23 protein-coding genes, 1 tRNA gene, 1 pseudogene and 1 riboswitch are annotated in these 26,865 nt (G+C 62.8%); of the genes and pseudogenes, 21 read left to right on the forward strand and 4 right to left on the reverse strand.

The window, feature by feature from the left end; genetic code table 11:
• The 5 genes and pseudogenes from EII23_RS07490 to EII23_RS07510 form a co-directional block, all read left to right on the forward strand.
• A pseudogene (locus EII23_RS07490) lies at window positions 1–112 on the forward strand (IS5/IS1182 family transposase); the annotation flags it as partial.
• Between the two features lie 240 nt (window positions 113–352).
• Window positions 353–3,283, forward strand: coding sequence for an insulinase family protein (locus EII23_RS07495; RefSeq protein WP_124792773.1), 2,931 nt, complete (start codon window positions 353–355; stop codon window positions 3,281–3,283).
• Window positions 3,276–4,205: a sulfotransferase family protein gene (locus EII23_RS07500; protein WP_185702335.1), complete on the forward strand. Its 930-nt coding sequence runs from the start codon at window positions 3,276–3,278 to the stop codon at window positions 4,203–4,205. Before EII23_RS07495 ends, EII23_RS07500 begins: the two co-directional genes overlap by 8 nt.
• A complete protein-coding gene (cbiR, locus tag EII23_RS07505) occupies window positions 4,202–5,014 on the forward strand; it encodes a cobamide remodeling phosphodiesterase CbiR (RefSeq protein ID WP_260424638.1) in 813 nt (270 codons plus the stop codon). Before EII23_RS07500 ends, cbiR begins: the two co-directional genes overlap by 4 nt.
• Before the next feature lie 22 nt (window positions 5,015–5,036).
• On the forward strand, window positions 5,037–6,134 hold the full coding sequence (locus tag EII23_RS07510) for a bifunctional oligoribonuclease/PAP phosphatase NrnA (protein WP_124792774.1): 1,098 nt from the start codon (window positions 5,037–5,039) through the stop codon (window positions 6,132–6,134).
• A gap of 145 nt (window positions 6,135–6,279) precedes the next feature.
• On the opposite strand, the gene EII23_RS07515 is transcribed toward EII23_RS07510, so the two are convergent.
• Window positions 6,280–6,374: transfer RNA gene (locus EII23_RS07515), tRNA-Ser, on the reverse strand.
• Between the two features lie 247 nt (window positions 6,375–6,621).
• Between EII23_RS07515 and EII23_RS07520 the strand changes: the two genes are divergently transcribed.
• Window positions 6,622–7,905 carry a phenylacetate--CoA ligase family protein gene (locus EII23_RS07520; RefSeq protein ID WP_124792775.1) on the forward strand — a complete coding sequence of 428 codons (1,284 nt, stop codon included), beginning with the start codon at window positions 6,622–6,624 and terminating at the stop codon, window positions 7,903–7,905.
• Between the two features lie 66 nt (window positions 7,906–7,971).
• On the opposite strand, the gene EII23_RS07525 is transcribed toward EII23_RS07520, so the two are convergent.
• The gene (locus tag EII23_RS07525) at window positions 7,972–8,880 is read right to left on the reverse strand and encodes a sirohydrochlorin cobaltochelatase (RefSeq protein WP_185702336.1); all 909 of its coding nucleotides are present in this window, start codon (window positions 8,878–8,880) and stop codon (window positions 7,972–7,974) included.
• A gap of 25 nt (window positions 8,881–8,905) precedes the next feature.
• Window positions 8,906–9,144: riboswitch (cobalamin riboswitch) on the reverse strand.
• Window positions 9,145–9,280: 136 nt separating this feature from the next.
• Between EII23_RS07525 and EII23_RS07530 the strand changes: the two genes are divergently transcribed.
• The 3 genes from EII23_RS07530 to EII23_RS07540 all read left to right on the forward strand — a co-directional run bounded on the left by EII23_RS07530 (window position 9,281) and on the right by EII23_RS07540 (window position 14,153).
• The gene (locus EII23_RS07530; protein WP_124792777.1) at window positions 9,281–10,993 is read left to right on the forward strand and encodes a 30S ribosomal protein S1; all 1,713 of its coding nucleotides are present in this window, start codon (window positions 9,281–9,283) and stop codon (window positions 10,991–10,993) included.
• Window positions 10,994–11,423: 430 nt separating this feature from the next.
• Complete coding sequence (locus tag EII23_RS07535; RefSeq protein WP_124792778.1) at window positions 11,424–12,929, forward strand: APC family permease; 1,506 nt, start codon at window positions 11,424–11,426, stop codon at window positions 12,927–12,929.
• A 207-nt stretch (window positions 12,930–13,136) separates the two neighbouring features.
• Complete coding sequence (locus EII23_RS07540) at window positions 13,137–14,153, forward strand: transporter substrate-binding domain-containing protein (protein ID WP_124792779.1); 1,017 nt, start codon at window positions 13,137–13,139, stop codon at window positions 14,151–14,153.
• A 3-nt stretch (window positions 14,154–14,156) separates the two neighbouring features.
• Here EII23_RS07540 and mutL read toward each other — a convergent pair whose 3' ends face one another.
• The gene (mutL, locus tag EII23_RS07545) at window positions 14,157–16,217 is read right to left on the reverse strand and encodes a DNA mismatch repair endonuclease MutL (RefSeq protein ID WP_124792780.1); all 2,061 of its coding nucleotides are present in this window, start codon (window positions 16,215–16,217) and stop codon (window positions 14,157–14,159) included.
• 119 nt (window positions 16,218–16,336) lie between these two features.
• Between mutL and EII23_RS07550 the strand changes: the two genes are divergently transcribed.
• The 12 genes from EII23_RS07550 (at window position 16,337) to EII23_RS07605 (ending at window position 25,875) form a co-directional block, all read left to right on the forward strand.
• A complete protein-coding gene (locus EII23_RS07550; RefSeq protein WP_124792781.1) occupies window positions 16,337–16,639 on the forward strand; it encodes a hypothetical protein in 303 nt (100 codons plus the stop codon).
• A 15-nt stretch (window positions 16,640–16,654) separates the two neighbouring features.
• Window positions 16,655–17,383 (forward strand): AzlC family ABC transporter permease, encoded by a 729-nt coding sequence (locus EII23_RS07555; protein ID WP_124792782.1) that lies wholly within the window; start codon window positions 16,655–16,657, stop codon window positions 17,381–17,383.
• Entirely contained in the window at window positions 17,380–17,727 is a 348-nt protein-coding gene (locus EII23_RS07560) for an AzlD domain-containing protein (protein ID WP_124792783.1), read from the forward strand. Before EII23_RS07555 ends, EII23_RS07560 begins: the two co-directional genes overlap by 4 nt.
• Window positions 17,727–18,056: a DUF4911 domain-containing protein gene (locus EII23_RS07565; RefSeq protein ID WP_124792784.1), complete on the forward strand. Its 330-nt coding sequence runs from the start codon at window positions 17,727–17,729 to the stop codon at window positions 18,054–18,056. The genes EII23_RS07560 and EII23_RS07565 overlap by 1 nt, the downstream gene beginning before the upstream one ends.
• Before the next feature lie 128 nt (window positions 18,057–18,184).
• Window positions 18,185–18,898 (forward strand): UMP kinase, encoded by a 714-nt coding sequence (pyrH, locus tag EII23_RS07570; protein ID WP_124792785.1) that lies wholly within the window; start codon window positions 18,185–18,187, stop codon window positions 18,896–18,898.
• Window positions 18,899–18,918: 20 nt separating this feature from the next.
• A complete protein-coding gene (gene frr / locus EII23_RS07575; RefSeq protein ID WP_124792786.1) occupies window positions 18,919–19,479 on the forward strand; it encodes a ribosome recycling factor in 561 nt (186 codons plus the stop codon).
• A gap of 25 nt (window positions 19,480–19,504) precedes the next feature.
• A complete protein-coding gene (gene uppS, locus EII23_RS07580; protein ID WP_124792787.1) occupies window positions 19,505–20,239 on the forward strand; it encodes a polyprenyl diphosphate synthase in 735 nt (244 codons plus the stop codon).
• Window positions 20,217–21,035, forward strand: a complete 819-nt coding sequence (locus EII23_RS07585) for a phosphatidate cytidylyltransferase (RefSeq protein ID WP_124792788.1) — start codon at window positions 20,217–20,219, stop codon at window positions 21,033–21,035. Before uppS ends, EII23_RS07585 begins: the two co-directional genes overlap by 23 nt.
• Window positions 21,036–21,145: 110 nt before the next feature.
• Complete coding sequence (dxr, locus tag EII23_RS07590; protein WP_124792789.1) at window positions 21,146–22,489, forward strand: 1-deoxy-D-xylulose-5-phosphate reductoisomerase; 1,344 nt, start codon at window positions 21,146–21,148, stop codon at window positions 22,487–22,489.
• Window positions 22,483–23,583, forward strand: coding sequence for an RIP metalloprotease RseP (gene rseP / locus EII23_RS07595; RefSeq protein WP_124792790.1), 1,101 nt, complete (start codon window positions 22,483–22,485; stop codon window positions 23,581–23,583). The genes dxr and rseP overlap by 7 nt, the downstream gene beginning before the upstream one ends.
• 34 nt (window positions 23,584–23,617) lie before the next feature.
• Window positions 23,618–24,484: a tRNA (adenosine(37)-N6)-threonylcarbamoyltransferase complex dimerization subunit type 1 TsaB gene (tsaB, locus tag EII23_RS07600; protein WP_124792791.1), complete on the forward strand. Its 867-nt coding sequence runs from the start codon at window positions 23,618–23,620 to the stop codon at window positions 24,482–24,484.
• Entirely contained in the window at window positions 24,478–25,875 is a 1,398-nt protein-coding gene (locus EII23_RS07605) for an SLC13 family permease (RefSeq protein ID WP_124792792.1), read from the forward strand. Before tsaB ends, EII23_RS07605 begins: the two co-directional genes overlap by 7 nt.
• A 16-nt stretch (window positions 25,876–25,891) precedes the next feature.
• Here the strand turns inward: EII23_RS07605 and EII23_RS07610 are convergent, their stop codons facing one another.
• On the reverse strand, window positions 25,892–26,851 hold the full coding sequence (locus EII23_RS07610) for a bifunctional riboflavin kinase/FAD synthetase (protein ID WP_124792793.1): 960 nt from the start codon (window positions 26,849–26,851) through the stop codon (window positions 25,892–25,894).
• Window positions 26,852–26,865: the final 14 nt, after the last annotated feature.

A 26,865-nucleotide genomic window follows, 5' to 3' on the forward strand; every position in this document is an offset into this window, starting at 1 on the left:
TCCTCCATTTGAAGCGATGGCGCGGCATTGCGACCCGATTGCGAAAAATACAGCCTCATTCTTGGCCGCTATTCAGATCAGATGCATCTTTTTATGGGGTTCAATCTCGTGACGACACTATCTAAAACAAAGGGGGATTTACAACCTGTGTAGCACATAAGACCATTGGAAAAATGAAGAGGCAGCGAAATTTGCTCTCAGATTGCTGCCCCCGCTTTACGGACTTTGAAATTCTCCCGCGCCCCTTTTCAAAAGGGGTGCGGGGCATTATATTGCGCTTTCCTGCCATACAACAAAAAAACACCCGGAGCGCGCTCCGCATGCAGCTGCGCCCCGATCAAGGACTTTTGCGATGCATACTCACGGATTCACCCTCGTGGCGCAGCAGAACCTGCGCGAGGTCTACGGCACGGCATCTCTGTGGCGGCACGATGCCACAGGGGCGCAATTGCTCTCCGTCTGCAATACGGACGAAAACAAGTGCTTTGGCGTCAGCTTCGCCACGCCGCCCGCGGATTCCACGGGCGTGGCGCACATTCTGGAACATTCCGTGCTCTGCGGCTCCAAAAAATATCCTGTCAAGGAACCCTTTGTGGAACTGCTCAAGGGCTCCCTGCAAACCTTTCTCAATGCCTTCACCTTTCCCGACAAGACATGCTATCCGGTGGCAAGCTGCAACCTGCGCGATTTTTACAACCTCATCGACGTTTATCTGGACGCTGTTTTTCACCCGCGCATCACCCAAAGCATCTTCCAGCAGGAAGGCTGGCATGTGGAGGCCGAAAGCGCCGACGGCCCCTGGTCCTACAAGGGTGTGGTCTTCAACGAGATGAAGGGCGTGTATTCCTCGCCCGACTCGGTGCTGGCCGAGCAAAGCCAGCAGGCCGTTTTTCCCGACACGCTCTACAGCCTGGATTCCGGCGGCAATCCGGAGCATATCCCCGACCTGACCTACGAGGATTTCTGCGAGTTCCACCGCCGCTATTACCACCCCGGCAATGCGCGCTTCTTTTTCTGGGGCGATGACCCCGAAGAAGAGCGCCTGCGCCTGCTGGCCCAGGCTCTGGAAGGCTATGCCCCCCGCCCGGCAGAACCGGCCGTGCCTCTGCAAAAGCGCCTGTCCGCCCCCCGGCGTGTTCAGGTACCCTACGCCTCCGCGCCGGGAGAAAAGCGCGCCCTCTTCACGCTCAACTGGCTGCTGGGCGAGCGCGGCGATGTGCATCAGGCCCTGCTCATGGAAATGCTGGAGCACATTCTTGAGGGGCTTCCCGGCTCTCCCCTGCGCAGGGAGCTCATCGCCTCCGGTCTGGGAGAAGACACCACGGGCTGCGGGCTGGAAACAGACCTGCGCCAGATGTATTATTCCACCGGGCTCAAGGGACTGGACCCCGACGATGTTCCCAAGGCTGAAGCCCTGATCATGGATGTTCTGGCGCGTCTGGCGCGGGAGGGCATTGACCGCGCCACGGTGGACGCTGCCGTCAATACCGTGGAGTTTGCCTACCGCGAGAACAATTCCGGGCGTTTCCCCCGCGGGCTGGCGGCCATGCTTCAGTCCCTGTCCACCTGGCTCTATGGCGGCGACCCTCTGGCCCCCCTGGCCTGGGAGCAGCCCCTCAATGCCCTGAAGGCGCGCATCGAGGCCGGAGAGCCTGTGTTTGAGCAGGCCATCAGAGAATGGTTTCTGGACAATCCGCACCGGGCCACCGTGGTGCTGCTGCCCGATGCCCAACTGGGCGCGGCCCGCGAAGCCGGAGAAAAAGCCCGCGTGGATCAGATTCAGGCCGCTGCCGACAGCCGGACGCGCGCGGATATGGCAGCCGCCACACGAGCCCTGCAGGAGGCCCAGACCACCCCTGACAGTCCCGAGGCTTTGGCGACCATTCCGGCTCTGGGGCTGGAAGACCTGCCGCGCCACAACGCGCCCATCCCCCGCACAGTGAAGCACCTGCCCCAGGACGCCCTTTTTCACGATCTGCCCACCCAGGGCATTGCCTATGCCTCCCTGCTCCTGCCGCTGGACGCTGTGCCGGGCAGGCTCATGCCCCTTGTGCCCATTTTTGCCCGCTCCCTCACAGAAACCGGAACCCGGCGGCGCGACTTTACGGAACTGGGCGCGCTCATGGCCGCCAAAACCGGCGGCATGGGGGCAGACATGCTCCTGGCCACCAAACGCGGCAGCCGGGACGCCGTCTGCTGCCTGAGCATCGCGGGCAAGGCCGTGTACGACAAGCTGCCCGACTTTTTCGCCCTTCTGGCGGAAGTGCTGTTGGAACCACAGCGGGACGCCAAAGTTCTGCAGGAGCGCATCCGCCACATGCTGCTGGAAGACAAGGCGCGCCTTGAGCACGGCTTGCAGGCCGCCGGGCATGCCGCTGTCAGCACCCGCCTGCGGGCGCGTTATACAAGGGCCGGAGCCCTGGCGGAACAGACCTCGGGCCTGAGTTATCTGGAAAGCGTCCGCGCCCTGCTGGAACGTATGGACACACAGCCCCTGTCTGTTCTGGAAGACCTGGAAGCCCTGCACGCGGCCATTGTGGCTTCCCCCGGCGCGGTCTTTGACTGCACGGCCGAAGAAAAAGGCCTGGCTGCGGCCGAGGCCGAAGCCCGCAACCTGCTGCGCGCCCTGCCCGCACAGAGGGGCGGCAGCGCCGGGCATCCCGACAAAACCGCCCTGCATCTGCCCCCGCAGGAGGTTCTTGTGACTCCGGCACGGATCAATTATGTGGGCAAGGCCGCAAACCTGTATGACCTCGGCTATGCCTACCACGGCTCGGCCAGCGTCATCCTGCGCTATCTGCGCATGGGCTGGCTCTGGGAGCAGGTGCGCGTGCGCGGGGGCGCATACGGGGCCTTCTGCAATCTGGACAGGCAGGGCGGCACACTGGTCTGCGCCTCCTACCGCGACCCCAATGTGGACGAAACCCTGGCCGCCTTTGACGGCATGGCCGGATTTTTGCGCTCCTTCCGGCCGGATGCCGCCCAGCTTGCCCAGGCCATTGTGGGGGCCATCGGAGATCTGGACAGCCACCTCCTGCCCGACGCAAAAGGCGCGCAATCTCTGGTGCGCTGGCTCACCGACGATACGGACGAGGAACGCGCGCTCATGCGCGAGGGCATTCTCTGCACCACAGAACGGCACTTCCGGCAGTTTGCCGATGTTCTGGCAGAGGCAGTGTCCGGAGGCAGCATCTGCGTGCTGGGCGGAGCGGACGCCGAAGCCGCCGCAGCCCGTCACGGCTGGCCGGTCAAAAAACTGATTCAGGATGCGGAGCATGCCTGATCCGGCGTGCCCCGCCCCAAAGCAGGGAACGCCCGTGATCCGGGAGCAACAACTGGTGCTGGTGCTGGGCATGCACCGCAGCGGAACCAGCGCCTGGGTTCGCGCCCTGCAGGTGCTCGGGTTTGATCTGGGAGAAGACCTGCTGCCCCCTCACCCCTGCAACCCCAAGGGCTTTTTTGAAGACGGGCATCTCTACGCCTTCAACAAGGCCCTGCTGGCGGATACGGGGCGGCGCTGGCACAGCCTCCCCATACCGGCGGCGGAAGAACTGCTGCCTCTGGCTGGCGGGGTTCGGGGGGCGCAGGCTCTGGAGCTTCTGCGCCACAAGCTGGCCGCCCGGCCCCTGCTGGGCCTCAAGGACCCGCGCATGAGCGTGCTCATGCCTTTCTGGCGGCCGGTACTCGCAGCTGCGGGGGCGCACGTCCACTGTCTGATCTGCCTGCGCCACCCCGACAGCGTCGCCCGCTCCCTGCAACAGCGCGACGGCATGAGCGCCGAGCACAGCCACGCCCTGTGGCTGGCGCATACGCTGGGCGCGGTCACGGGCAGCGCCGGATTGCAGCGGACTCTGGTCAGCTACGAGGCCCTGCTGCGCGCTCCCGCACAGGAGTTGCGCCGCCTGGGCACAGCCCTTTGCCGCCCCGTGAACAGGAAAGAGGAAGACGTGTACTGTTCCTCCTTTCTGGATGCGGGCCTTTGCCACCATCAGGCTGACGGGGGGCACAAGGCTGCTCCGGCCCCGCCGGGCAGCTTTGCGCGCCTGGCTCAGGATCTCCACGCCCGCCTCTGCCCCTGCAATGCTTCTCCACCGGACTTGGAACAGCCGGAGATGACCCGCCTTTTCCGCTCTCTGGAACGCCGCTGCGCCGACATCTCTCCGCAGGACTTTGCCGCAGCAACGCGGCAGGAGCAAAGTCCGTGACGCACACTGCGCCGCCTTCTCCGTGCTCCGGTGCTCCTTGCAGCGCGCATCCGCTGGCGGGGCGGCTGGCGGCGCCCTCCTGCGTGTTGCCCGCCCCGGTGGCGGACAATGCCGCATTTCTGGCCGGAAAGGTGGATGAGGTGGGCCTCTGCTTTTTTGAAACACGCTCCTGCCTGGAATATACGCAGCGCGACCTGCCCCGCGAGCATGCCCTTTTGCCCCTGCGCTGGCATGTGCACCTGCCGGTGGATCTGCCCTGGCCAGCGCGTGCCGCCAAAGCCGCCTCCCCCGCGCGCGGGGCGGCCGCTCTGGCTCTGGCCGTGATGAACAAGGCCGCCCACCTGCGCCCCCATCTGGCCGTGCTCCACCCCCCCCAAGGCAATGTGGCCGGGCAGCGGGCTCTGCTGGCGGATTTTCAGGAGCACTGGCGCGCGCACACGTCCGTGCCCCTGCTGCTGGAAAACGTGGGGCACTGCGATGTGGCCTGCCTGGGCGAGAACTTTCTGCGGGAGCACGGGCTGGGCTTGTGTCTGGACGTGGGGCACCTCCTGGGCTATGGTCAAGAGAACCTGCTGGCTTCACCGCTGGTGGAGGATGCCGCGCTGGCCCACTGGAGCGCCCCGGGCGCACGCGACCAGCATCTGCCCCTCACGGAACTGACCCCCGTCCAGCGGCAGACAGCGGCCGCCGTCATGCGCAGACTGCCCGCAACAGCCGTTCATCTTCTGGAAATTTTTCAGCAGGAAGGGCTGTTCGCCTCTCTGCCCGTTCTGGCCGCTCTGGCCCGGCCAGACACGCCACGGTGCTGAAGCGCGGCCACAAGGACACACCATGCCGGATACAACGGAACGCAAGGCAGTCATGAAGCAATGGCGGCAAACCCTGAACCGGGAAGACCGCTGGTGCATCATGATCAATGCCGACCCCGATGCCCTGGCCTCTGCGCTGGCTCTCAAGCGCATCATGCTGCCCAAAGTCCGCTCTGTGGACATCATGCGCATCAATGAGGTAACACGCCCAGACAATCTGGCCATGATCCGCTATCTGGGCATTCCCGTCCGCCCCTGGCAGCCGGAAAAAGCCGGACAATACCACCGCTTTGCCATTGTGGATTCGCAACCCGGCCACAACACCGCCTTTCAGGACATTGCCTTCAGTTGCATTATAGACCATCATCCCCTGCCTGCGGACACGCCTCCCGCAAACACCGCGGACTTTTTTGATGTGCGCTCCGGCGTGGGCGCGGCCAGCACCATCCTGACCCAATACCTGCAGGCCCTGCGTATGCGGCCGGGGCCGCGCCTGGCAACAGCCCTGCTCTACGGCATCCGCACCGATACGGCGACTTTTGAACGCTCCGGCAGCGAAAGCGATCTGCGCGCCTACCAATGGCTTTCACGCCATGCGGACACCGGCCTTCTGCGGCGCATCGTGCGCAGCGAGTATTTGCGGGAGTGGCTGCCCCTGTTTTCGCGCGCCTTCCGTTCGCTCACGGACTGCCGCGGCTCCGGCGCGCACGCCTCCCTCAACGAAGTCAGAAGCGCGGATCTGCTGGTGTCTGTGGCGGATTTCTTCACACGGGTGCACGGGCTCAAGTGGATCGCCGTCAGCGGCATTGTGGGCAGGACCGTGGTGGTGATCTTTCGCGGCGACGGCGGGCGCGATATCGGACGCCTGGCCGATGCCTGCTTTTACGATGTGGGCAAGGCGGGCGGGCACCGCACACTGGCCCGCGCGGAATTTCCCCTGGAGGCCGTCCCGCCGGACGCCAAACCCGCCGAATTTGTGCTGCACAGGCTGCAAAACCGCAAACTGCGCCCCCGCTCCCCGGCAGCGGCCCCCAACGCGGCCCCCGACACTCCCTCCTGCCCAAAGCAGGATGCCGTTTTTGTCCCTGAAACAGGCGGCACAGGCTCTGCTTTTGCGTGAAACCACAAATGGGGAGATTACAGAGGTGGCCGTGTTGCGTCCGCTCGCAATGTAATTTCCCCTGGCATACGAAGAACGGCCGAAAATCATTGTCGCAATGATTTTCGGCCGTTCTTCGTGAACGACGTTTCCGGAACAAAATTTCTGGCGGAGAGGGAGGGATTTGAACCCTCGATACAGGTTTAAGCCCGTATACTCGCTTAGCAGGCGAGCTCCTTCGGCCGGCTCGGACACCTCTCCGCTGTGTTTCCGGCAGGCTTTTGCCGCCAGAACAAGTGGTGTTCATAGCCAAGAAGCCACGGCCTGTCAACAGCGGGGACAAAGGGCGCCACACACCGGAAACGGCGGCGTTGCTGCGGAGTTTCGGGCTTGCCTCCCGCAGAAAAATTCCCCATAGTTGGAAGTTCCTGTTTTTCCCCACTGCAAAACACGGCAGGAGCAGACCGCGCGGGCACGGCATTCCGTTGCCGCACAGCGAGGAGGTGACATGCAATACCGTTTCATCCCGCACCTGACCGATGACGATCTTCTGCGCATCCAGACGGACGGCCTGCGCCATACCGTGCATCAGGCATGGAAGTCCCCGCAGTACCGCGCAAAGCTGGAAGCCTGCGGCGCGCGCCCCGAAGACATTGCCAGCATTGACGATCTGCGCCGCCTGCCCACTGTGGATGCCGATGACCTGCGCCAGGGCTATCCTCTGCCCCTTTTGTGCGTTCCGCCGCGCGAAGTTGTGCGCATCCATGCCTCCAGCGGCACCACGGGCAAGAAAAAAATCCTGGCCTATACCCAACGCGATGTAGACATGCTCAGCCTGCAGATCGCCCGTTGTTACGAACTGGCGGGCTTTACCCCTGACGACCGCATGCAGGTGGCCGTGGGTTACGGCCTGTGGACGGCGGGGGCGGGCTTTCAGGCCGGCAGCGAGCGGCTGGGCATGCTGACCGTGCCCGTGGGGCCGGGCAATCTGGACACACACCTTCAGCTTTTGCAGGACCTGGGAGCCACGGGCTTCACCGCCACAGCGTCCATGGCCCTGTTGCTGGCCGAAGAAGTGGAGCGCGCGGGCCTGCGCCAAAAGATCCGCCTGCGGCGCATGGTCTGCGGTTCGGAAACCCGCAGCGAGAAAATGCGCCAGACCATTGAAGACAAACTGGGCCTTGACGGCTGTTTTGACATTGCGGGCATGACAGAAATGTACGGCCCGGGCACAGCCATTGACTGCCCGCACCACACGGGCCTGCACTACTGGGGAGACCTTTTCCTTATTGAAGTGCTTGATCCCGACACTCTGCAGCCCGTGCCGGACGGCGAAGTGGGCGAAATGGTCGTCACCAGCCTGCGCAAGGAAGCCACGCCCCTGCTGCGCTACCGCACCCACGATCTTTCCCGGATTCTCCCCGGCCAGTGCGCCTGCGGCCTGAACATGCCCCGGCACGACCGCATTCTCGGCCGCTCCGACGACATGATCGTCTACCGCGGGGTCAACATCTATCCGGGCCAGATCGTGGAGGCCATTGCCCTCTTTCCCGAACTGGGCGGCGAATACCAGGTGGAACTGAGCCGCGACGAACGCTCGCTGGACCACATGACCCTGACCGTGGAACGCGCGGAAAACCAGAGCAGCGGCATTGACGCAGGCCTTGCCCGCACTCTGGAAGAACGCCTGCACAAGAGCCTCATGGCCCGCATCAGCGTCAGCGTGACGGACTATGCGGCCCTGCCCCGCACCTTCAGCAAATCCCGGCGGATTGTGGACAAAAGAACATAAGCCCCGCAGGGGTAAGGATTTCGGGACGCCCCCCCAAAAGCTGTGGGGCGTCCCGAAAAAAATCCCTTACGGCTTTCTGGGTTCCCTGGTCAGATCGTCCGTGCTTTCCCTGGCATGGCGCACCAGAATGGCCCGCGCGCCAGCCATCTCGCCCAGCCCCTTGAGGTGGCTGCGCACGGAAAGACCGGCGGCCGTCAGCCGGGAAGTCCAGGAATCTTCCTCGTCACCGGCCATGTCGTTGCGGGCATGGTCTCCCGCCACCAGCATGAGCGGCGCAAGAACTGCCTTCTTTGCCCCGGCTCCGGCAAGCTCGGCCAGCAGTTCGTCCAGGGTGCGCGCCCCTTCCACGGTTGCCAGAAAGACGTTCTGATCCTTGCTCTGCAACACCGACCGTACGCCTTCAAAAACCAGATCGCCGCGCCCGTGTTCCTGACCGTGCCCCATGAGCACGAGAGCCGCGCCGTCGGCGCGCAGGGGCGCGGTTTCCGCAAAAATGGCCCCGGCCAGTTCCTCCGCATCCGCGCGCGATTCCAGCATGGGCCGCCCAAGGTATACCGCCGCAAAGCGGCCCGGATGCTTTTGCAGGTACACGAGCACAGCCCGTTCCAGTGCGGCAAACTCCTCACCGGCCATCATGTGCAGGGACTGAACCCGCACTGTTTTGGCGCCGTCTTTGGCCAGCCGGTTCAGGCCCTCGCTGATGCTGCCCACAGGCCTGCCCTCGGCGGCAAGTTTTTTGCGGATGATCTGCGATGTATAGGCCCAGACCACAGGGCTGCCGGGAAAAGCCTCCCGAAAGCTCGCGCTCACGGCGTCCATGGCCGGCCGCGCCTCGGGCACGCTGGTGCCAAAGGCCACCAGCAGAATACCTTCCTTGCCTGCGGCGGCGAACGAAGGTGCTGGCACGAAAAATGCCGCCAGCAGCAGAACAAGAACACATTTTTGCCAAAAAACAGGTACGGAAAAACGGAACACGGCAACCTCCCCAATAGCGCGTTGACAGGTTGAAGATACGGTTCGCGGGTATTCGGACTGGAGGGCTGTGGGAGCGCATGCTCCGCGCCTTGGCTTTCACCTTCACCGCTTGCGCGACTGGTTGTCGCACTCCGCCCCGGGGCGGAGCGAGGAAGCCTTGTCCCCTCTTACCGCAGCGCGACTGTTTCTGGTTTGCACAGAATTCCCCGCTGTCGGCCCGCCGCCCGCTTTGCCCCGCAGGCGGCGATGGCTGATCCAGAACCATGTGCAGCAAACCTCAGGCACGGGCAAAAGTCAATCTGTGAGCCGGGCGGATTTTGTCTTGTTCTTTCGGCAAAAAGTTGCTATGAGAGCGGACTTCCCGGCATCACGGGGAAATCATGTTTGGAGGCAGGACACTATGGCAGGTATGGAAACCGGGCACGAAAACGACATCAATTTTGAAAGTGCCCTTGAAAATTATCTCAATCCCGACTTCGGCGACCTTGAAGAAGGCTCCATCACCAAGGGAGAAATCGTCCGCGTGGATGACGACCATGTTCTGGTGGACGTGAATTTCAAGTCAGAGGGGCAGATCCCCGCTGCGGAATTCCGCGATCCCGCCGGCAACATCACCGTCAAGGTGGGCGACAAGGTGGACGTCTACGTTGTGCGCAAGAACGAGAATGACGGGACCATCACCCTTTCCTTTGAAAAAGCCAAGCGCATGCAGGTCTTTGACCAGTTGGAAGACGTGCAGGAAGGCAACAAGGTCATCAAGGGCCACATCGTGCGCCGCATCAAGGGCGGCTACACGGTGGACATCGGCGGGGTGGAGGCTTTTCTGCCCGGTTCGCATGTGGATCTGCGCCCCGTGCCGGACATGGACGCCCTGGTCAGCCAGGAGTTCGAGTTCCGCGTGCTCAAGATCAACCGCCGCCGCAGCAACGTCATTGTGTCGCGCCGCGTCCTTCTGGAAGAGGAGCGCGACTCCAAACGTCAGGATCTGCTGCGCACGCTGGCCGAAGACCAGATCGTGCAGGGCAAGGCCAAAAATATTACGGAATACGGCGTGTTTGTGGACCTGGGCGGCCTCGACGGCCTGCTGCACATCACGGATATGAGCTGGAAGCGCATCCGCCATCCCAAGGAAATGATCACCATCGGTCAGGAACTGACCCTCAAGGTGCTCTCCTTTGACCGCGAAAACAACAAGGTCTCTCTGGGTCTGAAGCAGCTGGTTCCCGACCCCTGGCAGGACATTTCCGCGCGCTTCCCCGAAGGCGCCAAGTATACGGGCAAGGTCACCAACCTTGTGGACTACGGCGCCTTTGTGGAACTGGAGCCGGGAGTGGAAGGTCTGGTGCACATTTCCGAAATGTCCTGGACGCGCAAGCTGCGCCACCCCTCCCAGATGGTGCACACCGGTGACGAGGTGGAAGTGGTCATTCTGGGCGTGGACGGCGAAAAGAAGCGCATCAGCCTCGGCATGAAGCAGGTGCGCCCCAATCCCTGGGAACTGGTGGCCGAAAAGTATCCTGAAGGCACCATCCTTGAGGGCGTTATCAAGAACATCACCGAATTCGGCATGTTCATCGGCATTGAAGACGGCATTGACGGCCTCATCCACGTTTCGGACATTTCCTGGACCAAGAAGGTGCGCCATCCCAACGAACTGTACAAGGTGGGCGACACCGTGCAGGCCAAGGTGCTCACCGTTGATCAGGAAAGCGAAAAGTTCACCCTGGGCATCAAGCAGATGATGGACGATCCCTGGGGCCATGTGCCCACCACCTACCCCGTGGGCTGCACCGTCAAGGGCGTGGTGACCAACATCACCGATTTCGGCCTCTTTGTGGAAGTGGAAGAAGGCATTGAAGGCCTTGTGCATGTTTCCGAACTGTCCGGAAAAAAGGTCAAGACCCCGGCCGAAACATACAAGGAAGGCCAGGAAATTCAGGCCAAGGTCATCCACGTCAGCGCCGAGGAGCGCCGCCTGGGCCTGTCCATCAAGCAGATCAAGGACGATGAGGAACGCCGCAAGCCCAAGGAGTTCCTCTCCGGGCCGCAGGAGGCCGGGCAGAGCCTGGGCGACCTGCTCAAGCAGAAGTTTGAGGAAAGCGAAAACAGCTAGCCTGTTTTTCTGAAAAAATGGACGACGCAAACTCTCAAGGCGGGGTTTGTCATCAATCTGAAAAGCGGGACCTGCGAGAGCAGGCCCCGCTTGATTGTTCTCTCCGGAGCAATCGTGCGGAGGAGGCCCGGAAAACAAACCGATACAGACTTGCAAAAATATGGTGCATCGCAAAAACAAGTCATAATCGGGTCATATCTCTCCCAAGGTGCGGACGCATATGCGGATCTGCCCCCAAAAATCGCTGCCTCCATGCAAAATACTCCGATATGTTCGATTTGGCACAAGCATTGCTGACAGATAGCGAAAAAAAATGCCGCGCACAGGGACCGCACCGGCCGCCCGCACAGCAGCCCCCCGGCCCGATGCACGAAAAAAGACGCCGCAGCGGCGCCTTGCCCCCAATCCGGACAACGCACAGGAGGAGTACATGGGTGACACAAAAAGGCACTCTCACGACGAGGTGCGTGAGGAGCTTGAAAAAACCCTTCGCCCTGTGGAGGTGCTGGCCCTGGCTCTGGGAGCCATTGTCGGATGGGGGTGCTTTGTCCTGCCGGGGATACGGTTTCTGCCTGATGCCGGGCCTCTCGGTACCGTCATCGCCTTTTTTGTCGGGGCGCTGTTCCAGTGCATCGTGGCGCTGAACTACAGTTTTCTGATCAAGCCCTATCCCGTGGCCGGCGGCGCCTTTGCTTACGCGTATGCGGGTTTCGGCACCAGGGGAGCCTTTGTCTGCGGCTGGGCGCTGGTCCTCAGCTACATCTGTGTTATTGCGGCCAATGCCATGGCCATGATTTTGCTGACGCGCTATCTCCTGCCCGGCGTTTTTGACGTGGGCTACCTCTATACCATTGCCGGATGGAACATCAACACCGGAGAGCTGGCCTTTGTTTCCGCAGTGCTGCTGCTCTTCGGCTGGATGAACTTCCGGGGCATGAGCGCTGCCAGCAGCCTCCAGGTTTTTCTGGCCTTTGCCCTGGCTCTCGGCGTGCTGGTGTTGACAGTCGGCACTGTCCAGGCGGATACCTCTGCCTGGGGCAATCTTGAGCCGCTTTTTGCGGAAGAACGTTCTCCGTTGGCCTGCGTGCTGATGGTTCTGGCCCTGACACCGTGGCTCTATGTGGGCTTTGACACCATACCGCAGACAGCAGAAGAATTTACCTTTTCCCCGCACAAGGCACGGGACCTGATGCTTTTTTCCATTCTCTGCGGTGCCGTCATCTACGCACTTGTGACCCTTTGTGTGGCCGGGATCATCCCCTACAAGGAATTGCTGGCCCAAAACCATGCCTGGGCCACCGGCTGGGTGGCGGATCAGATTTTCGGACGCTGGGGCGGCGTGGCGCTGGCCGTGCCGGTGCTGGCGGGCATCCTGACGGGCATGAACGGCTTTTTCATGGCCACCACCCGCCTGCTTTTCAGTATGGGGCGCAGCAAGTTCCTGCCCGACTTCTTTGCCTCCGTCCATCCCCGCTACAACACGCCCTGGAAGAGCGTGGCCTTTACTCTGGCTCTCTGCCTTCTCGTACCGTGGTTCGGCCGCGCCGCCCTGATCTGGATTGTGGACATGTCGGCCATCGGCACAGCCTTGGCCTACCTGTATACCAGCCTGACCGCTTTCAAGTATCTGGCCCAAAATCCCGGCCTTCCCGAAGCGCGCTGGGGCAAACCCGTCTGCCTGGTGGGCGCGGGCACATCCGTCGTCTGCTTTTTCCTGCTGGTGTTTCCCGAATCTCCGGCAACCATCAGCGTTCCATCGTGGATCATGCTCTTCATCTGGGTGGGCCTGGGAGGACTGTTTTTCCTGAACAGGAGCAAGGAGCTGCTGCACCTTCCCCATGCCCGTCTGCGCTATCTGCTGTTTGGAAAAAGCGACTATCCGGTGCTGTTCAGGGAGGCCGCGAAAGAGACAACGCCCCCTTCATCCGCGCCATGAAAATCACGGACAATGCCGCTTGCCGCCTTGCCACGCACTGCCGGACGAAGGCAAAATGCCTGCCCATGTGTTTTTTGCATTGCCACGGTCGCATCCCGTGATGTGACCCCAAAATACTCAGCCGCCCCAAGGGCGCCATCGCGGCTTCGCGCGTTGCATGCTCCGACCCTGATGCCGCGCGCCCTGCCCGAAACAGCGGAGAGCCATATGCGTCTACTGCTCACACTTTCCCTCGGCCTGTGCATTATCGTCATACAGGTCGTTCTGGGGGCAAGGGCGTTTTTTCCCGATGCCTTTGCCGACAGAACCGATGTGGTGGACACCCTGATGGAGCGGAAAAAATCCGTACTGGACAAAATTTCCCCTGCGGAACTGGCCTGGATTGCCGAGCATCCCGTTGTTACCGTTGGGGCGGACCCCGATTTTTATCCTCTGGAAATGTTTGATGAACGGGGAAGATACACCGGGCTTGGCGGAGATTACCTGCGCCTGCTGGGCAAAATGACCGGCCTTGATTTCCGGGCGCGCAGGATGACAGACTGGGCCAGCACGGAAGAACTGGCACGCCAGAAACACATTGACGTCTTCATGGCTGCGGCAAAAACCGGACGACGCAGCGAATACATGTTGTTCACAGAACCCTATATCAATATGCCGGGCATCATCATGACACGGCGGGGCAGCGGTCTGGACACAGCAGGTCTTGCGGATCTCAAGGGCAAAAAAGTGGCCGTGGTCAACAATTACTCATGGCACGACTTTTTGCGCGAGTTTCACCCGGAAATCATCGCCGTGCCCGTGGCCGACACGCTGGGCGCTCTGCAACAGGTCGCCGCCGGGCAGGCGGACGCTGTTATTGACTATGAATTCAACCTGCTGGAAAAAATACAGACGGGCGGCATTTTGCAGATACAGTCTGCCGGAAAGGTGGATTCCGCCTACGGGCATGCCGTTGCCGTGCGCAAGGACCAGCCGGAGCTGTTCAGCGTGATCTCCACGGCACTGGCCCAGATCACGCCTGCGGAACAGAACAGGCTGGCCCGGAAGTGGCTTGCACAGGAGCGCCCTGCCGGACAGGAGCGCCATCTCCAGTGGATATTTTTCTTTCTGCTGGAATCCCTGCTGCTCTGCCTCGGCCTGAACTGGCTCTGGCAGAACGAGGTGGAAAAACAGGTTGCCCGTGCGCTCCGGAAAAACGGCGGAACACATACCACACTGTCGTGAAGCCTACTGACGGCGCTTGAAAAGCTTTTCCAGATCCGCCGCATCCCAACGCAGGACGCAGGGGCGGCCGTGCGGGCAATGCTCCCGCGAAGGGGTGGCCAGCCACTGCTGCACCAGCCCCGCAGCCTCGTCGGGAGTGAGGCGCTGCCCGGCCTTGATGGCCCCCTTGCAGGCCATGGAAACAAACATTTCCGTCAGGTCATCCCTGCGCCCGGCCAAAGCCTCCCGCAAAAAATCCCTGGCCTCGGCGCGGGAGAGCAGGGACGGCGTGCCGCTCACCCGCAATCCGGTTGCCGTACTTTCCAGCGCAAAGCCCAGGGCTTCAAGATGGTGCCGCAGGGCAAAGAAGCGCTCGGTTTCCGCCGGGTGCAGGGACAAGTCCAGCGGCAGGGCCAGCAGTTGCCCGGAGCCGGAAAATCCCCCCTGCCGCAGCCGCTGGTACAAGACCCGCTCGTGGGCCGCGTGCTGGTCCAGCAGCAGAAGCGCGCCCGCCCCGTCACGCAGCACAAGATAGGTTTGGGCCACCTGCCCGAGATATTCCAGCGGGCCGATGCGCAAAGCTTCGCGGCTTGCGGGCGCGGGCAGGGGAGCGGACGCCGCCGCATTCTCCTCGCCAAAGCCGTAGGGCGCCGCCGGTTCGGCCAGCATCCATTCCGGCCCGCTGTTCCCGGCTTCGGGGAAGAGCACTCCCGCATCACGAAAACTTTCCCGCGCGGGCAAAATCTCTTCCACCGTACTGCCTGTTCCCGCTGCCGGGCTCAGCCCCCGCCCGGTGCCCGCCCCACTACCTTCTGGCCCAGTGCCTGCCCCACTGTCCATTCTGGCAGCTGGCCCAACGTCCGTTCCCGGTGCAAAAAATCCCGGAACGCTCTCTGCCCCGTCTTCCGGCCGGGCCTTCTGCCCACACGCACGCCCACCGGGGACAATTTCCCAGTCCTCCGCTTCAGGCTCCGCCTCTTCCCGCCGCTCCACAAGGGGGGGATTGTCCAGCCGTCCCCAAAAACCCTGCGGCCGGGGAGCCTCCCTGCCCGGAACCGGCGAAACAAAAACCGCGGACGCGGCGTCCAGAGTTTCCCGCAGAATCCGCGACACAGCGGAAAATACGGCGGACGTATCGCGAAAGCGCACTTCGCTCTTGGCCGGGTGCACGTTCACGTCCACCTCTGCCGGATCCAGTTCCACAAAAAGCACCACCTGCGGAAAATCGCGGCTGGTCAAACGCCCCTTGTAGGCATCGCGCACTGCGGCCAGCAAACCCTTGTCCGTCACGGAACGCCCGTTGACATAAAAAAGGATGCGGTCGCCGCGCGGCTGACTGACCGTGGGGAGGGCGGCCAGCCCGTGGGCGCGGATGCCGTGCCTCTGGCCGTCAAAAGGCCGCAGAGCCTCCACTACCAGCCGGGGCCAGAGCTGGCCCAGACGTTGCGCCAGACTCTGCCCCGGCAAAAAACACAGCACCTCCCTCTGGCCGGAAGCGAGGGTCAGACCCACTCGGGAACGGGCCAGGGCCAAACGCCCCAGCCAGTCCTGGGCGCGCTTGAATTCCGTGGCGGGCGTTTTCAGAAATTTCAGGCGTGCCGGAATGTTGGAAAAAAGGTCACGCACCTCCACAAGGGTGCCCCGGTGCAGGGCCGCCGGAGCCGAAGACACAAGACGGCCGTGCTCCACAACCACCCGTTGGGCGCGGGGCTGCCCGTCAGCGCCAACCACCGCCGAGGTCATGGCAAAACGCGACACTGAAGCGATGCTCGGCAGGGCCTCGCCGCGAAAGCCGTAGGAACGGATGCGCTCAAGGTCCGCCATGCTGGCAATCTTGCTGGTGGCGTGACGCGTGACGGCCAGTTCCAGTTCTTCGGGGGCCACGCCCGATCCGTCGTCCTGCACGCTGATGAGGCTCTGCCCTCCGTTTTCCAGGCACACATCTATCTGCCCGGCACCGGCATCAAGGCTGTTTTCCACCAGTTCCTTGAGCACGCTGGCCGGGCGCTCCACCACCTCTCCGGCCGCGATCTGGTTGCGCAGTTCCGGCGGGAGCAGGCGTATGTGACGATATTTTTCGCTCATGCCGCACTGTACGCACGCCGTCTGCGTATGGCAAGCGCGGGGAACGCGGGCAGGGACTTGACGAAACCCCACAAGGGTTTATCTTCGGATACGGACATTGTCACGGCAGGAGGCCCCCTATGCGGGAAAGCATGCTGACCATCACGCAACCCCTGCGCGGCGTTCCCGCGCCCGGAGGCTATGACCCCGAAATGCTTTTTGTGGAATGCGCCCGTTGCGGCGCGCCTGTCATGTGGGAGCCGGGCAAAGCCACCCGGATCATGAATATGGCGGGCATTGACGCGCTGGAGCTGGATTCCTCCTGCCTGCTGGTCACCGACGGCTGCTCCCTGTGCAGCGCCGAAAAAGAATTCACTGTCCAGATTTTTCGCGTCAGCGCCGGATCGGCCGCGTCCCTTCCCCCCCGGACAGGCAACGCCTGACTTTCCGAGATACCCATGCCCGCATTTTCTCCCTCGCCGTGGGGTGAGGGTCTGCGCCGCGCCGTTCCCATTGTGCTGGGCTATCTGCCCGTGGGTTTTGCCTTCGGCGTACTGGCTGTCAAAAACAACATTCCTCCCGGACTGACCGTGGCCATGTCCGTGCTCATGTTCTCCGGATCAGGGCAGTTTGTTTTTGCCGCCATGTGGGGTGCGGGCGCGGGCATTCTGTCCATCATTGCCGCTGTCGGCATTGTCAACCTGCGCTATCTGCTCCAGTCCGCCGCCCAGTCCCCCTGGATGGCCGGTCTGCCGCGCGCGCAACGCTTTCTGCTGGGCCTGGGCCTCACCGACGAAACGTTCGCCGTGCACGTTACGGCCTTCCAGCAGGGCTGGCGGCGCAGCCTGACCACCCTTTTTGTCTGCAACCACACAGCCCAGCTGGGCTGGGTCGGAGGCAGCGCCATCGGAGCCTTCTGCGGCGAACTGGTCAGCGACGTGAAGCCCCTGGGCCTGGACTATGCCCTCACCGCCATGTTTCTGGCCCTGCTGGCCCCCCAGTGTACGAGCCGCCTGCACGTGATTGTGGCCCTGTTCACCGCCACCCTGGCGGTTGCCCTGCGCGGACTCGGCATGAGCCAGTGGAACATCGCCCTGGCCACTGTGCTGGGCGCCAGCCTGGGCACATGGCTTCTTTTGCGCGGCGGCAAAAAGAATCCCGCTCCGGGCGGGGAGGCCCGGCCATGACCGCGCCCGCCTCCGTCCTTGACCCCGCGCTGCTTCTCTGCCTTCTGGGCTGCGTTCTGGTCACCCAGTTGCCCAAGGTTCTGCCCATGACCCTCCTCAGGGGCGACAGCCTGCCGCCCGTTCTGCGCCACTGGCTGTCCTTTGTGCCGGTGGCCGTCATGGCTGCTCTGGTGGGGCCGGACATTTTCTTTTACGGGGGCAGCTTCAATGCCGGGCCGTCCAACCTGTTTCTTGTGGTCGCCGTGCCTTCTCTGGCTCTGGCCTTCTGGAAACGGAACTATTTTCTGACCATTGCCTTCGGCCTCGGACTTGTGGTTCTGGCCCGCCAGACAGGACTGTACTGATGCCGGACACCACTTGCCCCCCCGCGCTTCGCCGCCGCTTCCGGACGCCGCCCCTGCCCCCGCCTGCCCCCCAAAGCGCCTGCCTGCTGGTGCGGCTGGCCCCGGCAGACACGGGATTTTTCCGCTTTCTGTTTGAAGCCTATGAAAATCTGGGCTATTTCACGGTCCTTGAGCCGCGCACAGCCCTGCTCAAGGTCATTTTTTCTCCCCAGCACGAAGCCGAAACACGCGCCGCTCTGTCCGAAATGGGGCAGAGCCTCTCTTTTTGCGTGGAAGAATGGCCCTTTCCCCGGCAGGCATGCGGACAGGCTCGCGGAAAAAGGCTTTGAGCCGGGCGCATTTTCTGCTATGACCATGACGCTTGCGGGGCGGACGGCCAAGGCCGGTCCCTGCCGCAGCCCGATCCAATGTGTTTCTGGCGTCTTGCCGACCAACTTTTCGCGCCACAGGCGGCCCCATGTCAGACATCAAATACCGTCGTGTGCTGCTCAAACTGAGCGGCGAAGCTCTCGCCGGGAGCAACAAGACCGGCATCGACCCCGAAACCGTGGCCACCATCTGCACCGAAATCGGCTCCGTCCTGCAGATGGGCGTGCAGATGGCCCTGGTCATTGGCGGCGGCAATATTTTTCGCGGTCTTTCCGGCTCGGCCAAAGGCATGGAACGTTCCTCGGCGGACTATATGGGCATGCTGGCCACTGTTCTCAATGCGCTGGCCGTACAGGACATGCTGGAAAAACAGGGCTACCCCACGCGCGTGCTTTCGGCCATCACCATGCAGGAAGTCTGCGAGCCTTTTGTCCGCCGCCGCGCCCTGCGCCATATGGAAAAGGGGCGTGTGGTCATTTGCGCCGCCGGAACGGGCAATCCCTATTTCACCACAGACACCACGGCCGCCCTGCGTGGCATGGAACTGAAGTGCGAAGCCATTATCAAGGCCACCAAGGTGGACGGCATCTACGACAAGGATCCGGCCAAGCATCAGGACGCGCAAAAATTCGACAGCATCAGCTATGACGAGACTCTGGCCCGCCACCTGGGCGTCATGGACGCCACGGCCTTTGCCCTGGTGCGCGACAACAACGTGCCCATCATTGTCTGCCGCATGCTCGGCGGCGACATTCGCCGCGTCATCCAGGGCGAACCTGTGGGAACCATCGTTCACGGCTGACCCTGCCAAGGAGAAAACATATGGATACGGAGAGCATTCTTCTGGATGCGGAAGACCGCATGGAAAAAGCCCTTGCCTCCCTGGACCGCGACTTTTCCAAACTGCGCACCGGCCGCGCCTCCACTGCCCTTGTGGACGGCATCAAGGCCGACTATTACGGCACCCCCACACCCATCAGCCAGATGGCCTCCGTGTCAGTGCCCGACAGCCGCACCCTGACCATCCAGCCCTGGGACAAGGGCGGCTTTGCCGCGGTGGAAAAGGCCATTCTCAAGTCCGATCTGGGGCTGACCCCGGTCAATGACGGAAAGATCATCCGCATCGTCATGCCCCCCCTGACCGAAGAACGCCGCAAGGAACTGGTCAAGGTGGCCCGCAAGTACACCGAAGACTGCAAGGTGGCCGTGCGCAACGTGCGCCGCGATGCCAACGACAGCCTGAAAAAGCTGGAAAAAGACAAGGCCATCACCGAGGACGAGCAGAAAAAGGGCACGGACGATGTGCAAAAACTGACCGACAGATTTGTGGCCGAGACGGACAAGAAATGCACCGCCAAGGAAAAGGAAATCATGGAGCTGTGATCGGCTCCGCGTTCAGGCTGTGCATATGACCAATCCACCCCGTATCCTGCCCGTGCATCTTGCCGTCATCATGGACGGCAACGGCCGCTGGGCGCAGGCCAGGGGCCTGCCCAGAGAGGCGGGCCACAGGGCGGGCGCGGAAGCCGTCCGCCGGATCGTGACCAGATGCCGCGTCTTGGGCATACGGCATCTGAGCCTGTACACGTTTTCCAGCGAGAACTGGAATCGCCCCCCAAAGGAAATCAGCGCCCTGTTCGGCCTGCTGCTGGACTTTCTGGGACAGGAAGTTCCCCGCATGGTGCAGCAGGGTATTGCCCTCAAGGTGCTGGGCGATGTGGAGGGCCTGCCCCTGCCCCAGCGCACGGCCCTGCGCCGCGCCATGCGGAGCACGGAAGCCGGGCGCGAGATGACCCTCAATCTGGCGCTCAACTACGGCGGACGCGCCGAACTGGTGCGTGCGGTCCGCTCTTTTCTGGCCGAAGGCGCGCGCCCGGAAGATATTACCGAGCAAAGCCTGGCCGCCCGCCTCTACACCACGGGGCAGCCGGACCCGGACTTGCTTGTCCGCACCAGCGGCGAACTGCGCCTGAGCAATTTTTTGCTCTACCAGTGCGCATACAGCGAACTGCATTTCTCGCCCGTGCTCTGGCCCGACTTTGACGAGGCACAGTTGCAACTGGCCCTGGACGACTATGCCACGCGGTCCCGCCGCTTCGGCAAAACACAGGAGCAAACGGATGCCCATCACCCCCGCCCGTAACGTCATTGACCTGCGCCGCATTGCCACGGGTCTGGCCCTGGCAGCCCTGCTGCTGCTGGTGCTCTGGATCAGGGGGCTGCCGCTGCTGGTGATGATCCTGCTGGTTTCCGCTCTGGGCCTGTGGGAGTTCTATTCTCTGTTCTGGGGGCCACGAGGCCGTATTCCCAGCCGCATCTGCGCCATCCTTCTTGGCTGGGGCATGCTCTACCTCACCTGGATCCACCGCCCGCAGGACGCCCTGGTCTGCCTCGGCGCGGGCTTTGTGCTGGCGTCCATGAGTTTTCTTTTTCGCTGGGACGTGATTGAAGACGACAATGCCTTTGCCGCCAGCGGGATATTCATGGCGGGGCTGGCCTATATTCCCCTGCTGCTGCTGCCCGCCACCTACCTTTCCACCACAAAGCTCATCTTTGTCATTGCCGCCGTGGCCATTTCGGACACTGCCGCCTATTTTGTGGGAACCCGCTTCGGGCACCACAAGCTCTGGCCGCGCGTCAGCCCCAACAAAAGCTCCGAGGGCGCGGTGGGCAGCCTGGTGGCCTGTGTGCTTTTCTGCGCCGTCTACGGCGAAATCTACGGCAAGACGGGCTGGTTCTCTTTTGCCCTGCTGGGCATAGCCGTCAATGCTTTCGCCCAGGTGGGCGATCTGTTTGAATCAGCCCTCAAGCGCTCGGTCAATATCAAGGATTCCGGAAATTTGCTGCCGGGGCACGGCGGTATTCTGGACAGAGCCGACAGCCTGCTGTTCGCCATGCCCATGGTGGCTGTTGTGGATCAATGGTTTTTCTTCTTTTGAGCGCGCCCTCCGGGCAAAGAGCCTGACGACGCTTTTCGGGCAAAAAATCCGCTTTTGCGGATTTTCCGGCTGGCGGCGCGGGCATTTTCACCACAAGCACAGGACGCGTCATGGCGCAACTCTGGCCGGGTCTGGGCGGCCCTTCCGTACACTACATTTCCGGCGCTCCGTCCAGGGACTGGTGCGAAACCTGGCCCCGCAGCCTTGTTCTGCTGGGCTCCACCGGCTCCATCGGACGCAGTGCCCTGGCCGTGGCCGCCGACCATCCCGAGTCTTTCCGCATGGTGGGTTTTGCCTGCGCCCGCAATGTGGAAAGGCTGGCCCGGCAGGCCGCACAGTGGCGCCCTCCCTGGCTTGCCGTGCTTGACGACAGTGCGGCCCGCAAGCTCGCCGCCCTGCTGCCCGCCGGATACAAGCCCAAAATCCTGACCGGGAGCGAGGGCTATGCCACGCTGGCCTCCCTGCCGGAGGCCTCCACCGTATTGTCCGCCCAGGTCGGCGCAGCCGGTTTGTCCGGCACGTTGGCCGCGGCACTGGCCGGCAAGGTCATCTGCCTGGCCAACAAGGAATCTCTGGTACTGGCGGGCGATCTGATACGCAGCGTCTGCGCCCGCACCGGCGCAGCCATTCTGCCCGTGGACTCGGAGCACAATGCCGTTTTCCAGTGCCTTGCCGGACGCGGGCAGGAAGTGCGCAGCATCATCCTGACGGCCTCCGGCGGCCCCTTTCTCGGCTGGTCGGGCCAGGACCTGCGGACGGTGCGTCCCCAGCAGGCCCTCAGGCATCCCAACTGGAACATGGGCGCCAAGATCAGCATTGATTCGGCCACCCTCATGAACAAGGGACTGGAGGTCATCGAGGCTTTCCACCTCTACGGCCTTGCGCCCGAACGCATCCGTGTGCTGATCCACCCGCAGTCCGTGATCCACTCGCTGGTAGAGTTTTCCGACGGCGGGCAACTGGCCCAACTGGGAACGCCCGACATGCGGCTGCCCATTGCCGCCTGCCTGCTCTGGCCCCGTTGCGCCCCGGTCAGCGTGCCGCCACTGGATCTCACCGCCGCGCCTCTGACCTTTTCCCTGCCGGATGCGGAAACCTTCGCCTGCCTCGGTCTGGCCAAGCGCGCCCTGCTCCAGCGGCACGGGCTGTGCGTTGTGCTCAATGCGGCCAACGAGGCTGCGGTGGAGCTTTTTCTTTCCGGCTGCTGCTCCTTCACGGACATCCCCCAATTCATCGAAACCGCCATGAACGCGCACCGGGCGGCCCATCCGGACCAACAGCCTTTTGCCCTGTCCGGCGAGATTGCTCCCTCCGGAGACACCAGCCACCCGCCACCTTCCTTGCCCTCTCTGGAGGCAGAGGCCGCTTCCGTTGCCCAACGCATCCAACATCTTGACAGCCTGAGCCGCGAACGCGTTTTTGCGCTCGCAGGCCAAGGAGGTTCCTCGTGCTGACCACAGTCCTTGCCGTAACCCTTGTTCTGGGCGGCCTCATCTTTTTTCATGAACTGGGGCATTTTGTGGCCGCCCGCAGCCTGGGCATGGGTGTGGTCACCTTTTCCCTAGGCTTCGGCCCGAAAATCCTCACCACCCGAAAAGGAAAAACAGAATACGCCCTCTCCCTGATTCCCCTGGGGGGCTATGTGGCTCTTGTGGGCGAAAGCGAACCCGAAGCCATTCCCGACGGTTTCACCAGGGAGGAAAGCTTTGCCCTGCGCCCGGCCTGGCAGCGTCTGCTGGTCGCCTCCGCCGGTCCGGCGGCCAATATTCTTCTGGCCTGGCTGCTCTGCTGGGTGCTGGCACTGGGCTGGGGCACCCCCGTGCTCCTGCCGCAGGTGGGTGGCGTCACGCCCGGCAGCCCGGCGGAAAAAGCCGGCATTCTGGCCGGAGATACCGTCCTGAGCGTTGACGGGCAAAGCGTGGCAAACTGGCAGGCCATGTCCGATGCCATTGCCAGAGGAGAGGGCAAACGCTTGGCCCTTGTCTTGTCCCGTCCGGCCAAAGACGCCGGAGAAGGCGCACCCCCTGTGATTCTGAATCTGGAACTGACGCCGGAACGCGCCACGCGCAAAACCATTTTCGGTGAGGAAGAAACCGCCTGGCTCATAGGTGTGCGCAACAGCGGTGCCACGCGCATGGAAGAACACGGTTTTCTCGATGCCGCCTCAGCTGCCCTGACCCATACCGGGGACATGCTTTCCCTGACCTGGCAAAGCTTTGTCAAACTGGCCGAACGGGTTGTGCCTCTGGATCAGGTGGGCGGGCCCATCATGATCATGCAGATGGTGGGCAAACAGGCACAGGAGGGCGTGTCCGGCGTGCTGGCCCTTGCCGCACTCATCAGCATCAATCTGGGCATCCTGAACCTGCTGCCCATTCCCGTGCTGGACGGCGGCCAGATCGTTTTCTGCCTCTGGGAAATGCTTTTCCGCCGTCCCCTCAACCTGCGGGTGCAGGAGTACGCCATGCGCGTGGGACTGGTTCTGCTGGCGGCGCTCATGCTGCTGGCCACCTGGAACGACATCGTGCGTATTTTCCGGACGGAATGACCGCAAAAACAGACAACGCAGCAACAGAGAAGCCATGACCTGCGCAAGCACCGGAACAGAACTTGTTCTCAACGCCACCGAGGGCGTTTTGCAGATCATTGTCAGCGATGGCGATGAAACACTCTGCGCCCAGTCCTGGCATACGGCCGACCGCGCCACGGAAATCCTGGCTCCGGCTCTGGCCCAGATATGCGGCGCGCTGAAGCTCTCTCTCCCGGCTTTTCGCCGCATTGCCTGCGTCAACGGGCCGGGTTCCTTTACGGGCATTCGCCTGACGCTGGCCACCGCAGCAGCCCTGCGGCGCACCGGGCAGGCCAAGACAGCGGGCCTTGACCTGATGCAGGCTCTGGCCGCCAGCGCCGCACAGCAGCACAACCTGCCCTACGGAAACTTTGTCTGGACGCTGACCCATGCGCGGCGGCAGTTGGTGCACTGCCGCACCTTTCTCTCCTACGGGCCGCAAATTCCGCCGCAGCCGCTGTGCGACACGGACCTCTGCCCGCCGGAGGAAGCCCTGCGCCGCATTACCCAAAGCCTGCAAACAGACAGCGCGAAGCAGAAACGCGTATTGGTCTGCGGCAGCGGTCTTGCCCGCAATGCCCATATTTTTCAGTCGCTTGACGGCATGAATCTCGTTCCTCCGGCTCCCGGAGTCGCCCTGCTGGCCCTGCCGCGTCTGACTGTCCCCGATATTTTGGCCTTGCGCCTGCTGGCCCGCCATGCGGAATATGAAGACAAGGATGTGGAGCCGCTCTATGTACGCCCCTGTGATGCCGTGGCAAACCTGCCCCGGCTTGCCCCCCGCATGGGCATGGACGCCGACCAGGCCCGCGACGCGCTGGCAGACATGCTGAGCCGCACACCGCGCAGTTCACTCCAGCCCCAGGAACCCCCATGCTGAAAACCTCCGACTTCACCCCAGGCATGCTGGCAACATGGGCCGCATCCCTGGCCCTGCCCCTGGCCGTCCATTTTTTCCTGCCCCGCAGCGAAGTCCTTACCACGCCCATGATCGCCTTTCTGGCTGTCACGCTCTGGGCCATCATGGCCTGGAGCTTCAACACCCTCAATGAAGTGGCCGTGGGCCTTTTGCTGCCCATTCTTTATGTTCTGGCGTGCGGGGTGGGGCAGAAAGTGGCCTTCTCGCCCTGGCTGTCCGAAGTGGGCATCATTGTCATTGGCGGCTTCTGTCTCGGCAAGATCATCCAGGCCACGGGGCTTGGCCAGCGCATCGCCCTGACCTGCGTCAGGCTCACCGGCAGCAGCCTTGCCGGGGCACTGGCGGGCATGACCCTCGGCGCTGCCCTGCTGGCACCGCTGGTACCGTCCATCATCGGCAAGGGAGCCATTTTCTGCGCTGTGGCCCTCAGCCTGTGCGCCGCTCTGGATTTCAAACCCAAGAGCCGCGAAGCCACGCTCATTGTGCTGGGCACATGCCTGGCGGTAAGCTCCACCAAACTGGGTTACCTGACCGGAGGCGCCGATCTTGTGATGGGCATGGGTCTGGTGGACAAGGTCACGGGCGGAAGCACGTCGTGGATGGAGTACGCCAAATTCAACTGCCTGCCGGCCATGCTCTATACGCTCATGTCCATGGGGCTGGCGCTCTGCGTTCTGCGCACGCCGGGCGGCAGGGCTGATCTGCGTCCCGTGGTGCAGGAAAAATATGTGCAGCTCGGCCCGGTCACTGCCGAACAAAAGCGCGCGCTCCTGCTGCTCGGCCTTACGGTGCTGCTGCTGGCCACCGACAGGTGGCATCATGTCAGCGCGGGCAGCGTGCTGATGCTCATCACCGCCTGCGCCTTTCTGCCCGGCGTGGGCCTTCTGGACGGGGAGCGTATTTCCACGGTCAACTTTGCCCCGCTCTTCTTCATCATGGGCAGCATGTCCATCGGCGCGGTGGGCGGAGACCTCAAGGTCACCAACTGGCTGGCCGATCTGGTACTGCCCCTGTTCGGCAATGCGGGGCCGACCCTGGCCACGTTCTATGCCTACCTCATCGGCGTCATTGCGGACTTTGTGCTCACGCCTCTGGGGGCGGTGTCCACGCTTTCCGCGCCTGTGGCGGAACTCGGCCTGCGCATGGGCATGGATCCGCACCACCTGTACTTCGCCTTTCAGTACGGCCTGGACAACATCCTCTTTCCCTACGAATACGCCCTCTATCTGCTCTTCTTCAGCACGGGCTACATCAGATTCCGGGACATGCTGCTGGTCATGGCGCTGCGCATGGCGCTGGCCGGGCCTTTTGTTGCCTGGGTGGCCCTGCCCTACTGGCGGCTGGTGGGCTGAAAGGGAAGTTCCGGCATCAGGCGCAGGGCAGAAACCCTGTGCCTGATGCATTTTCGCTTGCAGCAAGCACATTGCGGGCTACGACCACATCGTCCGCAATCTGGCGGACAAGGGCCTCCACAGAGTCAAAGCGCCGTTCTGCCCGCAGGCGCGCCACAAATTCCAGGCGCATGGTACAGCCGTACAGATCCTGCCCGCCTTCCAGCAGAAACGTCTCCACGCCCACCCGTGTGCCGCCAAAACTGGGCTTGTGCCCGATGCTGGTTGCTGCGGGCCACACATGCCCGTTCACATGAGCGCGGGTGGCATATACGCCTTCCGCAGGCAAGACCACTGCGCCGCAGTGCAGATTGGCCGTGGGAAAACCCAAAGTTCTGCCGCGCCCGTCACCGTGCACCACTTTCCCGCAGAAACTGTGGCAGCGGCCCAGAAGTTTCGCCGCCTGCGCCACATCCCCCCGGGCAATGAGCTGACGCAGGGCTGTGGAACTGACCACAAGCCCCTCCCCGGCGGCAACGGCTTCCAGCCGCTCCACGGCAAAGCTCCACTGGCCGCCCAATTGCCGCAGTACGGGCACCTGCCCGCCACGGTCGCGCCCCAGGGAAAAATCGTGCCCTACCACCAGATGGCGCAACCGCATGGGCGCAAAGTGCGTGCGCGCAAAATCCGCAGCATCCAGTGACGCCAGTTCGCGGGTGAAGGGCAATTCCAGTACATGGGGCACGCCCATGCCCCAAAGAAGGCTCAGGCGATCCTCGCGGCTGGTCAGGGGCACATGCCCCCTGTCGGGAAAAAGCACCTGGCGCGGATGCGGCCAGAAGGTCATGACCACCGGGGTCAGGCCCTTGAGACGGCAGACGTCCAGAGTGCGGCGCACAAGAGCCTGATGCCCCAGATGCAGGCCGTCAAAATTGCCGATGGTCAGGCCCGTGCCCGCAAAACCGCCCAAGGCTGCCACCGAATGCACGATATTCATTTTCGCCTGCCGCG

The organism is Desulfovibrio sp. OH1186_COT-070, from assembly GCF_003860215.1.
In the GTDB taxonomy this organism is placed as follows: domain Bacteria; phylum Desulfobacterota; class Desulfovibrionia; order Desulfovibrionales; family Desulfovibrionaceae; genus Desulfovibrio.

What these genes read in the sequence shown, in the direction of transcription:
- EII23_RS07540 (WP_124792779.1), top strand. Translation starts at nt 13,137, where the DNA reads ATGCGTCTACTGCTCACACTTTCCCTCGGCCTGTGCATTATCGTCATA.
- uppS (WP_124792787.1), top strand. Translation starts at nt 19,505, where the DNA reads ATGACCAATCCACCCCGTATCCTGCCCGTGCATCTTGCCGTCATCATG.
- dxr (WP_124792789.1), top strand. Translation starts at nt 21,146, where the DNA reads ATGGCGCAACTCTGGCCGGGTCTGGGCGGCCCTTCCGTACACTACATT.
- EII23_RS07530 (WP_124792777.1), top strand. Translation starts at nt 9,281, where the DNA reads ATGGCAGGTATGGAAACCGGGCACGAAAACGACATCAATTTTGAAAGT.
- EII23_RS07510 (WP_124792774.1), top strand. Translation starts at nt 5,037, where the DNA reads ATGCCGGATACAACGGAACGCAAGGCAGTCATGAAGCAATGGCGGCAA.
- mutL (WP_124792780.1), bottom strand. Translation starts at nt 16,217, where the DNA reads ATGAGCGAAAAATATCGTCACATACGCCTGCTCCCGCCGGAACTGCGC.
- EII23_RS07520 (WP_124792775.1), top strand. Translation starts at nt 6,622, where the DNA reads ATGCAATACCGTTTCATCCCGCACCTGACCGATGACGATCTTCTGCGC.
- EII23_RS07550 (WP_124792781.1), top strand. Translation starts at nt 16,337, where the DNA reads ATGCGGGAAAGCATGCTGACCATCACGCAACCCCTGCGCGGCGTTCCC.
- frr (WP_124792786.1), top strand. Translation starts at nt 18,919, where the DNA reads ATGGATACGGAGAGCATTCTTCTGGATGCGGAAGACCGCATGGAAAAA.
- EII23_RS07500 (WP_185702335.1), top strand. Translation starts at nt 3,276, where the DNA reads ATGCCTGATCCGGCGTGCCCCGCCCCAAAGCAGGGAACGCCCGTGATC.
- EII23_RS07555 (WP_124792782.1), top strand. Translation starts at nt 16,655, where the DNA reads ATGCCCGCATTTTCTCCCTCGCCGTGGGGTGAGGGTCTGCGCCGCGCC.
- EII23_RS07560 (WP_124792783.1), top strand. Translation starts at nt 17,380, where the DNA reads ATGACCGCGCCCGCCTCCGTCCTTGACCCCGCGCTGCTTCTCTGCCTT.
- EII23_RS07610 (WP_124792793.1), bottom strand. Translation starts at nt 26,851, where the DNA reads ATGAATATCGTGCATTCGGTGGCAGCCTTGGGCGGTTTTGCGGGCACG.
- EII23_RS07565 (WP_124792784.1), top strand. Translation starts at nt 17,727, where the DNA reads ATGCCGGACACCACTTGCCCCCCCGCGCTTCGCCGCCGCTTCCGGACG.
- EII23_RS07585 (WP_124792788.1), top strand. Translation starts at nt 20,217, where the DNA reads ATGCCCATCACCCCCGCCCGTAACGTCATTGACCTGCGCCGCATTGCC.
- EII23_RS07605 (WP_124792792.1), top strand. Translation starts at nt 24,478, where the DNA reads ATGCTGAAAACCTCCGACTTCACCCCAGGCATGCTGGCAACATGGGCC.
- EII23_RS07535 (WP_124792778.1), top strand. Translation starts at nt 11,424, where the DNA reads ATGGGTGACACAAAAAGGCACTCTCACGACGAGGTGCGTGAGGAGCTT.
- pyrH (WP_124792785.1), top strand. Translation starts at nt 18,185, where the DNA reads ATGTCAGACATCAAATACCGTCGTGTGCTGCTCAAACTGAGCGGCGAA.
- EII23_RS07495 (WP_124792773.1), top strand. Translation starts at nt 353, where the DNA reads ATGCATACTCACGGATTCACCCTCGTGGCGCAGCAGAACCTGCGCGAG.
- tsaB (WP_124792791.1), top strand. Translation starts at nt 23,618, where the DNA reads ATGACCTGCGCAAGCACCGGAACAGAACTTGTTCTCAACGCCACCGAG.